The 11,286-nt window shown below is 72.8% G+C and carries 10 protein-coding genes; 9 read left to right on the top strand and 1 reads right to left on the bottom strand.

Annotated elements, in window-relative coordinates; all coding sequences use genetic code 11:
• The first annotated feature begins 44 nt into the window (after positions 1 to 44).
• From Nocox_RS41220 to Nocox_RS43870, 5 genes are all read left to right on the top strand, one after another.
• Positions 45 to 1,013 carry a DUF8094 domain-containing protein gene (locus tag Nocox_RS41220; RefSeq protein ID WP_020540856.1) on the top strand — a complete coding sequence of 323 codons (969 nt, stop codon included), beginning with the start codon at positions 45 to 47 and terminating at the stop codon, positions 1,011 to 1,013.
• Between the two features lie 77 nt (positions 1,014 to 1,090).
• The gene (locus Nocox_RS41215; RefSeq protein ID WP_026213865.1) at positions 1,091 to 2,701 is read left to right on the top strand and encodes an ABC-F family ATP-binding cassette domain-containing protein; all 1,611 of its coding nucleotides are present in this window, start codon (positions 1,091 to 1,093) and stop codon (positions 2,699 to 2,701) included.
• A gap of 63 nt (positions 2,702 to 2,764) precedes the next feature.
• Complete coding sequence (locus Nocox_RS41210; protein ID WP_020540854.1) at positions 2,765 to 3,565, top strand: hypothetical protein; 801 nt, start codon at positions 2,765 to 2,767, stop codon at positions 3,563 to 3,565.
• 104 nt (positions 3,566 to 3,669) lie between these two features.
• Positions 3,670 to 5,268, top strand: coding sequence for an RNA polymerase sigma factor (locus Nocox_RS41205; protein ID WP_020540853.1), 1,599 nt, complete (start codon positions 3,670 to 3,672; stop codon positions 5,266 to 5,268).
• An 82-nt stretch (positions 5,269 to 5,350) separates the two neighbouring features.
• Entirely contained in the window at positions 5,351 to 6,460 is a 1,110-nt protein-coding gene (locus Nocox_RS43870; RefSeq protein WP_020540852.1) for a C40 family peptidase, read from the top strand.
• A gap of 17 nt (positions 6,461 to 6,477) precedes the next feature.
• On the opposite strand, the gene Nocox_RS41195 is transcribed toward Nocox_RS43870, so the two are convergent.
• A complete protein-coding gene (locus Nocox_RS41195; protein ID WP_020540851.1) occupies positions 6,478 to 6,972 on the bottom strand; it encodes an inorganic diphosphatase in 495 nt (164 codons plus the stop codon).
• An 83-nt stretch (positions 6,973 to 7,055) separates the two neighbouring features.
• On the opposite strand from Nocox_RS41195, the gene dacB reads away from it, so the two are divergent.
• The 4 genes from dacB to hpt are packed head-to-tail and all read left to right on the top strand — an operon-like array spanning position 7,056 to position 11,162.
• Entirely contained in the window at positions 7,056 to 8,471 is a 1,416-nt protein-coding gene (gene dacB / locus Nocox_RS41190) for a D-alanyl-D-alanine carboxypeptidase/D-alanyl-D-alanine endopeptidase (protein WP_020540850.1), read from the top strand.
• A gap of 24 nt (positions 8,472 to 8,495) precedes the next feature.
• The gene (locus Nocox_RS41185) at positions 8,496 to 9,572 is read left to right on the top strand and encodes a zinc-dependent metalloprotease (protein WP_020540849.1); all 1,077 of its coding nucleotides are present in this window, start codon (positions 8,496 to 8,498) and stop codon (positions 9,570 to 9,572) included.
• 32 nt (positions 9,573 to 9,604) lie between these two features.
• Positions 9,605 to 10,600 carry a tRNA lysidine(34) synthetase TilS gene (gene tilS / locus Nocox_RS41180; protein ID WP_026213863.1) on the top strand — a complete coding sequence of 332 codons (996 nt, stop codon included), beginning with the start codon at positions 9,605 to 9,607 and terminating at the stop codon, positions 10,598 to 10,600.
• A gap of 10 nt (positions 10,601 to 10,610) precedes the next feature.
• On the top strand, positions 10,611 to 11,162 hold the full coding sequence (gene hpt / locus Nocox_RS41175) for a hypoxanthine phosphoribosyltransferase (protein ID WP_020540847.1): 552 nt from the start codon (positions 10,611 to 10,613) through the stop codon (positions 11,160 to 11,162).
• Positions 11,163 to 11,286 lie beyond the last annotated feature (124 nt).

Raw genomic sequence — 11,286 nt, 5'->3', positions numbered from 1 at the left:
GCGAGGTTGCCCCAATGCGGCGTTTGATGTGGTTGGCCGGATGCTTGGCGCTGGCGGGATGCTCGGCCCTGCCGGGGATCGCGCCGGAGGAGCGCGCGCCGACCGCGTCGCCCACCGCCACCCCGGCGACCTCACCCGCGCCCGGCACGCCCGAAGGGATCACCGCGTTCCTCGCCGGCTACGTCAAGCGCAACAACGCCGCCAACAAGGCCATGAGCGCCAGACTGCTGGCAGGCTACGAGGGCGGCTCCAGCCTCGCCATCGACAAGGCGGCCTACGTCTCCCAGCGCAAGCTCGGCGACCGCAGCCACCAGCCCTTCGGCTACGCCCGGCCCACGGTGTGGCCCGTCAAGGGAGCGGACTGGTTCGTCACCACGGCCTACTGGAAGGGCGAGAGCGAGACCGCCAAGGAGCCGACGTACCTGCTGTTCGCCCGCGACGGAGAGTCCTGGCGGCAGATGTACGCCCCCGACGTCTTCAGCGACACTCCCGCCGGCGAACTCCCCGAGATCGCGAAGGACGCCTCGGGAGCGGCCGCGGAGGTGGCCCAGGCCGACGCCGCCGGGCTGCTGATCTCGCCCGCCGCGTTCGCCAGGAGCTACGCCGCCCACCTGGTCGGCAAGGGCGGCAAGGCGTCCAGGAGCCGCTTCGCCGCCGACCGGCTCACCACCGGCGCCGCGGCGACCCGCGTCAAGATGGACCCGTACGCCGAGCTCAGGGAGAGCGCCCGACCGGCCGCCGCGTACCCCTCCTACGCCCTGCGCACGGCCGACGGCGGGGCGCTCGCCTTCACGACCGTCGAACGGACCCGGCGCTACGACGTGCGCCAGGGGCCGCAGCGCACCTACGTCCAGCAGAAGAACAGCGGGTTCCTGCCCGGCAAGTACTACACCTTCATGAAGTTCACCGAGCTGATCCAGGTCGTCGCCCACATCCCGCCGAGGACCGCAGGCCCCGGCCAGGTCAAGGTGATCGGCTCCTACAGCGGCATCACCTCGGGCAGCGGCCGCTGACGCGCGGCGGAAATCCGGATGCCCGCCGGCGAATCCGGCGAGTACGCTGCGCGAGGACCTTTTGGAGAGGAATCGTCGTGGGGCACGTTGAGGTTGGCCATCTGACATACGTGCTGCCCGACGGGCGGCCCCTGCTCAACGACGTCTCCTTCCGCATCGGCGACGGCGTCAAGGCGGCGCTCGTCGGGCCCAACGGCGCGGGCAAGACGACGCTGCTGCGCCTGATCGCCGGCGACCTGCAGCCGGTGGACGGCTCGGTCGCGAGCTCCGGCGGCCTCGGCGTCATGCGCCAGTTCATCGGCAGCGTGCGCGACGGCAGCGGGGTGCGCGAGCTGCTGCTCGGCGTCGCGCCGCCGGCCGTGCGGCAGGCCGCCGAGCGGCTCGACGCGGCCGAGCTGGCGATGATGGAGCGCGACGACGAGAAGACGCAGATGCGCTACGCGCAAGCCATCGCCGACTACACCGACGCGGGCGGCTACGAGATCGAGGTGCTGTGGGACACCTGCACGGTGGCGGCGCTCGGGGTGCCGTACGAGCGGGTGAAGTACCGGGACGTGGCGACGCTGTCCGGCGGCGAGCAGAAGCGGCTCGTGCTGGAGGCGCTGCTGCGCGGCCCCGACCAGACCCTGCTGCTCGACGAGCCCGACAACTATCTCGACGTGCCCGGCAAGGAGTGGCTGGAGCAGCAGCTCAAGGAGACGCCGAAGACGGTGCTGCTGGTCAGCCATGACCGCCAGCTCCTCGCCAACGCCGCCGACCGGATCGTCACGGTCGAGTCCGGCGGGGTGTGGATCCACGGCGGCGGCTTCGCGACCTACGCCGAGGCGCGCAAGGCCCGCAACGAGCGCCTCGACGAGCTGCGCCGGCGCTGGGACGAGGAGCACGCCAAGCTCAAGGCCCTGGTCAACATGTTGAAGAACAAGGCCAGGTACAACGACGGCATGGCCCCCGCCTACCACGCCGCCCAGACCCGGCTCCGCAAGTTCGAGGAGGCGGGCCCGCCCGAGGTGGCCCCCGCCGAGCAGAACATCCGGATGCGGCTGCGCGGCGGCCGCACCGGCAAGCGCGCGGTGATCTGCGAGCGGCTGGAGCTGAGCGGGCTCATGCGCCCGTTCGATTTGGAGGTCTGGTACGGCGAGCGGGTCGCGGTGCTCGGCTCCAACGGCTCGGGCAAGTCCCACTTCCTGCGCCTGGTGGCGGGCGAGCCGGTCGCGCACGAGGGCGTGGCCCGGCTGGGGGCCCGCGTGGTGCCCGGCCACTTCGCCCAGACGCACGCCCGGCCCGACCTGAGGGGCCGCACCCCGGTCGAGATCGTCATGACCGAGCACGCCCGGCTCAAGAACGAGGCCATGAAGGCTCTCGCCCGCTACGAGCTGGCCGGCCGGGTCGCCGAGCAGCGCTTCGAGACCCTGTCGGGCGGCCAGCAGGCGCGGCTGCAGATCCTGCTGCTCGAACTGTCCGGGGCGACGCTGCTGCTGCTCGACGAGCCGACCGACAACCTCGACCTGGCGAGCGCGGAGGCGCTGCAGGCGGGGCTCGACGCCTTCGACGGCACGGTGCTGGCGGTCACCCACGACCGCTGGTTCGCCGCCGACTTCGACCGCTACCTCGTCTTCGGCTCCGACGGCGTGGTCTACGAGTCGCCGCAGCCGGTCTGGGACGAGACCCGGGTGGCCCGCCCGCGTTAAAGACTTGGTACGGCTGGCGCGTGTCACCGCCGGCCGTGCCCATGCTCGGGTTATCACGGCAAAGTGATCCCACGCAGCCGAACCGTCAGCCTTCTCGCACTCGGGGCGATCTGCCTCGCGGGGTGCTCCAGCGAGAAGCAGCCCGCGCAGGAGCTCAAGCCTCTGGCGCTCAAGGAACAGGTCTCCACCATCGTCAAGTCGGCGGACGGGTACGCCGTCAACTGGGCGGGGGTGCTCAGCAACGCCAACCCGTGGCACTTCGGCGAGCACGTGGTGGCCACGATCGTCGGCCAGGACGCCAAGGGCACGGAGGTCGTCCGGCTGGACCAGCCGCTCGACGCCGTGCCGCCGGGCGGGACGCTGGAGTTCACCGGCCAGGCCACCGCCGCCGAGCGACCGGCCAAGGTGTCGATCCAGTACCGGCCGGCGCAGTGGCGGCAGGCGGCGCGGGTGCCGTCCGCGTTCCAGAGCTTTCCCATCACGCGGGCGCAGACAATGCGCCAGAAAGACGGCTCTTACCTTATTACGGGATATGTGGGGAATCCGTACCAGATGGTGGCCGGAAGTCTGGTCGTGAACGCGCTGCTGCGCGATAAGACGGGCAAATTGCTCGGCGGCGGCAGCACGTTCGTGGACGACGTGAAAGCCGGCAGCCCGCCCCGGTTCATCCTGACCGTCTCGGGGCTGCCGCGCGGCACGGCCGTGGCCAGGACCGACATCACGGCGCGTACGTGGGGCTCCACAGGGCGGCCCTTCGAGGACCTGGCGCTCGCCGGGGCGGTGCCGGTGCACACGGTCAAGCCGACGACCGAGCCGTTCGCCGAGGACCGGAGCACACGAATTGTGGCCGATACCCAGCAATAGATACTGAAAAATCAGGATGTAACTCCTGGCGGCAGCGCGACAAGCGATGCCATCGGCGTGGAATCGGTAGAACTATGAGTTACCGATCCATTACCTTCAGTCATATGAACGACCGCAACCTGGTGGAAGCCCTTCGCGCCCGCGATCCCGGCGCCCCCGCCGTGCTCTACGACGCGTACGCGGAGGGCGTCTACCGCTACTGCCGGTCCCTCCTTCGCGACGCGGACGCCGCCCAGGTGGCGCTCCGCGACGCGCTCATCGCCGCCGAGGCGCACGCTGGCGCCCTGGCCGATCCCACCCGGCTGCGGTCCTGGCTGTACGCCCTGGCCCGCGCCGAATGCCTCCGCCGCCGCACCCCGGGCCCCCGCCCGCCGGCCCCGGACTCGCCCGCCGCCGGCCCGCCCGACCAGGGCTCACCCGCCGCCGGTTCGCCCACCTCCGGCCCATCCCCTGCTGATCCGCCGGACGGCGAGAGGGCGTGGGACGAGCCGCCCGACGGGCCGGGGGACGCGCGGCTGCGGATGGTGGCGTGGCACGCCGTGCACAGCCTGCCGCCCGCCGACCGCGAGCTGCTGGACCTGGCGATCCGGCACGAACTGCCGGCGGCCGAGCTGGGCCTGGTGCTCGGCCTCCCGGCCCGGCAGGTGGCGGCCGCGCGGGAGGCCGCGCTCGGCCGCCTGCGCGACGCCATCACCGTCGAGCTCCTGGCCACGCAGGAGCCGTCCGACTGCCCGCGCCGGGCGGCCATGCTCAAGGGCTTCTCCGGCCGGCTCACCCCCGAGACGCGCGAGCGGCTGGTGCGCCACCTGTCGGAGTGCGCGATCTGCGCCCCGCGCCGCAACCGGCCGGTCTCGGCGGCCAAGGTCTTCGAGCTGCTGCCGGCGCCGGACCTGCCCGACGCGCTGCGGCTGCGGGTGCTGAGCTGCTTCGCCGACCCCGAGCTCGCGCCCTACCGGCGTTACGTCGCCCGCCGCACCTCCGGCCTGGGCGCCGCCGGGTTTCCCGTCCCCCAGAAGAAGGCGGTTCGGCGGTGGCCGAGGGCGGTGGCGTGCCTCCTGGCGGCGGTCGGGGCCGTGGTGGCGATAGCGGTCGTCTTCCAGTGGTTCGGCCGCGACGGCGTCGTGTCTGACGTGGCGACGGCCGCGTTCCCCCCGACGGGCGAGCCGCCCGCCGTGCGGCTCCCCTGGCAGGAGCGCCCCCGTGACGTGCCCATGACCGTGGAGCCCGTCGCGAACACCGTGGACGTCCGCCGCGGCCTCCCGGCCCCGGCCTACCCCGCCACCGGCGTCCCGAGCCTCGCGCCGACCGGCGGTCCTCCTGTCGGCGGCGACCCCGCCGGACCGTCCACCGGGCCCGCGGGCCCGTCGGAACCCCCGCCCGGCGGCCCCTCCGCCCAGCCCTCCGGCCCGCTGGACCCCGTCGATCCGGCCGCCCCGCCCGGTCCCGGCGCCCCGTCCCCGAGCCCGGGAAGCACGGCAAGCCCAGGAAGTCCGGGAGGCACAGGAAGCCCGGAAACGCCCACCCACCATCACGGCCCGCGCCCCGGGCACCCGTGCCCTGGGCGCTTCCGCCCGCACTGCCATCCCCCGAGACCGGCCCCGACGGCCACCGCGACTCCTGCTCCGACACAGGAGCCACCCACCCCGCCGACCCAGACGCCCGTCCCCACCCCCACCGAGGAGCCGCCGGCCCCCACCCCGTGACCCGGAGGGCTTCGTCACGTTACGTGAGCGAAACCGGTGGGAATCGTGTGCATAGAGTGACCATCCGTTTCTGGGGGGACCTATGCGCACGATTCAGGCAGCGCTGCTGGCGAGCTGCCTTCTGGTCGCCCTGTGCCCGCCCGCCCACCCCGAGCCGCGCCCCAGCACGCACGACGTCCGCAAGGCCCGCCAGGCCGTACGCGAACGCTCCCGCGCCCTCGCGACCACCAGCGCCAGGCTGGCCACGGCCCAGTCCAGGCTCGCCACCCTGGCCGCCGACGTCGAGCGCCTGGTCGAGGCGTACAACGGCCAACTGGTACGCCTGCGCGCCGCCGAGGAGAAGGCCCGCCAGACCGAGGCGCGCCTGACCGCCGCCGACGCCGAGGTCGAGCGGGCCAGGCAGCCGGTCGCGCTGCTCGCCGCCGAGGCGTACGGCGGCCTCGGCCCGATGGGGCCGATCCTGGGCCTGCTCACCGACCACGGCGACGACGAGGGCGCGCTGCACCGCGCGGGCCTGCTCGGCCGGCTCAGCGACGAACGGGCGGCGATGCTCGCCCGGCTGCGCGACGCCCAGCAGGTGGCCGCGATCCTGCGTACGCAGGCGGCCGAGGCGCGGGCGGAGCAGCAGGCCATGACCGAGCGCGTCCGCGAGGCGAAGGAGGCCGCCGGTGCGGCGGTGGCGAGCCAGCGCCGCGAGACGAGGGCGCTGCGGGTGCGCGAGCACCGCCTGCAACGCCGGGTCGACGCCGCCCGCACCAGGGCCGACCTGCTGGCCAGGCGGCGGGCCTGGGCCGCCTCCGCCGCCGGGCTGATCACCGGGGGCTCGGCGATGGGCGACGTGGCGGCCGACTGGGCGCTCACCCAGCTCGGCAAGCCGTACGTGTGGGCGGCCGACGGCCCGGCGACCTTCGACTGCTCGGGCCTGACCATGCGCGCGTGGGAGCGGGCCGGCGTCGCGCTCGACCACTGGACGGGCACCCAGTGGACGGCCGGCCCGCACGTCCCGCTCGACCAGCTACGCCGCGGTGACCTGCTGTTCTTCGCGCACGTCACGAGCGACCCCGGCACGATCCACCATGTCGGGATCTATGTGGGCCGCGGCCTGATGGTGCACGCACCGCAGACCGGCGACGTGGTGCGGGTGGCGTCCATCTGGCGAGGGGACCTGGTGGGCGCCACCAGGCCCCTGTGAGCGCGCCCTGTGGATGCTCAGTGATGCCCGCCGGACTCCTTGAGCCGCTGGAAGGAGCGCTCGATCTCGGCCTCGGCCTCGGCGCGGCCGACCCAGTTGGCGCCCTCGACGGACTTGCCGGGCTCCAGGTCCTTGTAGACCTCGAAGAAGTGCTGGATCTCCAGCCGGTCGAACTCCGAGACGTGGTGGATGTCCTGAATGTGGTGCATCCGCGGGTCGGTGGCGGGCACGCACAGGACCTTGTCGTCGCCGCCCTTCTCGTCGGTCATGCGGAACATGCCGACGGCCCGGCAGGTGATGTAGCAGCCGGGGAACGTCGGCTCCTGGAGCAGGACCAGGGCGTCCAGCGGGTCGCCGTCCTCGCCGAGGGTGTTCTCGATGAAGCCGTAGTCGGCGGGGTACTGCGTGGAGGTGAACAGCAGCCGGTCGAGCCTGATCTTCCCGGTTTCGTGGTCCACTTCGTACTTGTTCCGTTGCCCCTTGGGAATCTCAACGACAACGTCGAACTCCACCGCGGTTCCTCCGCTCAACCCCCCGGGCACCCCCGGGCGGGCGTTAATGTCTCTAGGCGAACACAGGAGAGAGGGCAGGCGACGTGGCGCGGCACGACCGGTTGGTGATGCTGGCCACTCTCGCCGTGCTCCAGGTGCTGACGGTCGTCACCGGCGTGTACGCGATGACCACCGGCTTCAGCCTGGGCGCGCTGACGAGGCAGACGGCACCGGCCGAGCCGAAGCCGGAAGGGTCTCCTCCTCCCGCCCCCGTGGTCACCTCGGGGCCGGTGCTGGCCCAGCTTTCGGTGAAGTCAGGAGGCGGACCTCTCCCGACCAAGGGTACTTTGACGCGACAGCTCACCGACGCGCTGGGTGACGAAGCGCTCGGCAAACGGGTGGGCGCGGTCGTCCTCGACGCGGCGACCGGCGAGCGGATCTTCGCGGCGAACGCCGACACCCCGGTCACGCCCGCCTCCACCACGAAGATCGTGACCTGCGCCGCGGCGCTGGCCTCCCTCGGTCCCGACGCCCGGCTGTCCACCCGCGTGGTGCAGGGCGCGCGGCCCGACGCGGTCGTGCTCGTCGGCGGCGGCGACCCGCTGCTGGCCGGCCCTTCCGCCCGGCCGGGCTACCCGAAGCAGGCGAGCCTCGCCACCCTGGCCGCCCGTACGGCCGCCGCGCTCAAGACCAGGAACGTGAAGAAGGTCACCCTCACCTACGACACGTCCCTGTTCACCGGCCCCGCCACGGCCCCCGGCTGGAAGCCCGGCTACATCCCCGAGGGAAACGTGGCCCCCGTCCACGCGCTCGCCATCGACGAGGGCCGCCAGAACCCGCGCTCCAACACCCCCCGCGTCTCGAACCCGCCCGCCCACGCCGCCGCGGCCTTCGCCCGGCTGCTCGGCGGACAAGGGATCGCGGTGGCGAGGACGGTCCGGCCGGGCAAGGCCCCCGCCGGGGCCGCCGAGCTGGGCCGGGTCGACTCCGCGCCCGTCTACGCGCTGGTCGAGCACACCCTGACGCACAGCGACAACGACTTGGCCGAGGCCCTCGCCCGGCACGTGGCGATCAAGGAGGGGCAGCCGGCGTCGTTCGAGGGCGGGGCGAAGGCGACCATCGCGGTGCTCCAGCGGCTCGGCGCCGCCCAGGGCGTCGCGCTGTCCGACGCCAGCGGCCTGTCCACCCGCAACCGCATCAGCGCCGCCGCCCTCGCCAAGCTGGTGGCCATGGCGGGCTCGCCGGCCTCGCCCGACCTGCACGCGGTCGCCTCCGGCATGCCGATCGCGGGCTTCTCCGGCACCCTCGGCAACGGCCGCCGCTTCACCGGCCGCGACAGCCGCGGCCAGGTGGGCCTCGTACGCGCCAAGACCGGCACGCTCAACAACGTCAACACCCTGGCCGGGCTGGCCACCACGAAGGACGGCCGGCTGGTCACCTTCGCCTTCCTGGCCGACCAGGTGCCGATCAACGCCGAGCCCGTGCTCGACCGGCTCGCGGCCATCGTCGCGCGGTCTTGACCGGAAGCACGTACGGTGGACGGTATGCAGGTGATCGACTGGGATCTGGCCGTCACGACCGGCACGCGCCTCGTGCGCCCCGGTCCTCAAGTGAGCCGGGAGGAGGCCAGGCAGGCCGTCACCGAGCTCCGCACCCTGTCCCGTGAGGCCGAGGGGCACGTACGCGAGTTCACCAAGATTCACACCGAGACCGCGCCGCAGCCGGCCACCATCGTGGACCGGCCCGGCTGGATCAGGGCCAACGTCGAGGGCTTCCGCGTGGTGCTCGAACCGTTGACCGATCGCGTGAGCAACAGCGCCAACCCGCCGCCCGCCATCGTCACCGCCGTGGGCTCGCGCATCACCGGCGTCGAGGTCGGCGCGGTGCTGGCCTTCCTCGCCTCGCGCGTGCTGGGCCAGTACGAGCTGTTCCTGCCGCCCGACCCGACCGGCCAGGAGCCGGCGGGGCGGCTGACGCTCGTCGCGCCCAACATCGTCCACGCCGAGCGCGAGATGGGCGTCGACCCGCACGACTTCCGGCTGTGGGTGTGCCTGCACGAGGAGACCCACCGCGTGCAGTTCACCGGCGTGCCCTGGCTGCGCGAGTACGTCCGCTCGCAGATGACCGAGTTCCTGCTCGCCTCCGACCTCGATCTTCCCACGCTGCTCGAACGCCTGCGCGGCGCCGCCGACACCGTGGCCGACGTGGTGCGGGGCGGCGAGGGCAACCTCATCGACGTCATCCAGTCGCCCGCCCAGAAGGCCATCCTCGACCGGCTCACGGCCGTGATGACCCTCGTGGAGGGGCACGGCGACTACGTGATGGACGCCGTCGGCCCGTCCGTGGTGCCGTCGGTGGCCGAGATCCGCGGCAAGTTCGCGCATCGCCGCGAGGGCGGCTCCCGCCTCGACCGCACCGTGCGCCGGCTGCTCGGCATCGAGGTCAAGATGAAGCAGTACGCCGAGGGCTCGGCCTTCGTCCACACGGTCGTCGGCCGCGTGGGCATGGACGGCTTCAACAAGATCTGGACCAGCTCCGACACCCTGCCGACCACCCAGGAGATCGCCGACCCCGGCTCGTGGATCGACCGCGTGATCGGCACCCCGGCCCTGCCCGCCTGACCCGCCACGGGTCCTGGCCCGCGACAATGGAGATCGTGGGTCCCCATCCAGCCGTAGCCGACGTCCGCAGGGCCGTGCGGGAGGCGATCGCCGATCTGCCGCGCGGGTCCCTGGTGCTGGCGGCGTGCAGCGGCGGGGCCGACTCGACCGCGCTGGCCGCGGCGCTGGCGTTCACCGCCGGGCGCGCCGGGCTGCGCGGCGGGCTGCTCACCGTCGACCACCGGCTCCAGGAGGGCTCGGGAGAGCGGGCGCGGGCGGTCGCCGCCCAGGGGGAGCGGCTGGGGCTGGCCCCGGCCGAGGTCCTCACCGTCACGGTGGGCACGGCGGGCGGTCCCGAGGCGGCGGCCAGGGAGGCCCGTTACGCCGCGCTCGCCGCCGCCGCCGACCGGCACGGCGCCGCGGCCGTGCTGCTCGGTCACACCAGGGACGACCAGGCCGAGACCGTGCTGCTCGGGCTGGCCAGGGGGAGCGGGCCGCGTTCGCTGTCCGGGATGGCGGCACGGGCCGGTCGTTACCGCCGCCCCTTTCTCGACCTGCCGAGGGCCACCACGGTGGCGGCCTGCAAGGCGCTCCGCCTCGACCCATGGGACGACCCCCACAACGAGGACCCCCGCTACACCCGGGTCCGCGTCCGCCGCCGGGTGCTGCCCGTGCTGGAGGAGGAGCTCGGGCCGGGGGTGGCGGACGCGCTCGCGCGGACCGCCAGGCTGGCCCGCGAGGACGCCGACGCGCTCGACGAATGGGCCGGCTCGGCCTACCAGGATTGCGCTCTAAGCGATATCGACGGGTTCGTGACCCTCTCCGTGGCGGAGCTGGAGCGGCTGCCGGACGCCGTAAGGCGGCGGGTGCTGCGCCGGGCGGCCATCGCCGCGGGAGCGCCCTCGGGGGCGCTCTCGGCGACGCACGTGATGGCCGTGGACCGGCTGGTCACACGGTGGCACGGGCAGAAGCCGGCCGACCTGCCCGGGGGTCTGAGCGCCGCGCGGCGGTATGGCACCCTGGTTCTCGCCAAGAGTCCCCACACCTAAGGAACCACAGGTGGACGCTGCCGACATGGGCAATGACCTGGAGAAAGTGCTCATCTCCGAGGACGATCTCCAGGCCAGGATCAAAGAGCTGGCCGGGCGCATCGACGACGACTACGCGGGCAAGGACATCCTGCTCGTGGGCGTGCTCAAGGGCGCCGTCATGGTGATGGCCGACCTGGCCAGGGCCTTGCACGTGCCGGTGCAGATGGACTGGATGGCGGTGTCGTCCTACGGCGCGGGCACCAGGTCATCCGGGGTCGTCCGCGTGCTGAAAGACCTGGACACCGACATCCTCGACCGCCATGTGCTGATCGTCGAGGACATCATCGACTCGGGGCTGACGCTGCACTGGCTGCTGGAGAACCTGAAGTCGCGCAATCCCGCCTCGCTGGAGATCTGCACCGCGCTGCGCAAACCCGACGCCGTGAAGGTGCCCATCGACGTCAAATACGTGGGCTTCGACATTCCCAGCGAGTTCGTCATCGGTTATGGGCTGGACTACGCCGAGCGTTACCGCAACCTGCCGTTCATCGGCACTCTCGCGCCCCACGTTTACCGATAGAACCTTAAGTGTTCCCTCTTGCCATGGCCGGGAACATCGCGCAACGTGACGTACGTTGATAGGGCAAGGCCGGTGCAGCGGGCGGTCCCTCCGCCTGCTCTGCCGGTGTACCTTCAGACTCCGG

The sequence above is a fragment of the Nonomuraea coxensis DSM 45129 genome, assembly GCF_019397265.1.
GTDB lineage: Bacteria > Actinomycetota > Actinomycetes > Streptosporangiales > Streptosporangiaceae > Nonomuraea > Nonomuraea coxensis.
The sequence above is the reverse complement of the archived record's forward strand: the minus strand, read 5'-3'. Positions and strand labels throughout refer to the sequence as shown.

Excerpts from the sequence above, each read along its gene's own strand:
- Nocox_RS43870 (WP_020540852.1), top strand. The coding sequence starts at position 5,351 with ATGCGCACGATTCAGGCAGCGCTGCTGGCGAGCTGCCTTCTGGTCGCC.
- Nocox_RS41205 (WP_020540853.1), top strand. The coding sequence starts at position 3,670 with ATGAACGACCGCAACCTGGTGGAAGCCCTTCGCGCCCGCGATCCCGGC.
- Nocox_RS41185 (WP_020540849.1), top strand. The coding sequence starts at position 8,496 with ATGCAGGTGATCGACTGGGATCTGGCCGTCACGACCGGCACGCGCCTC.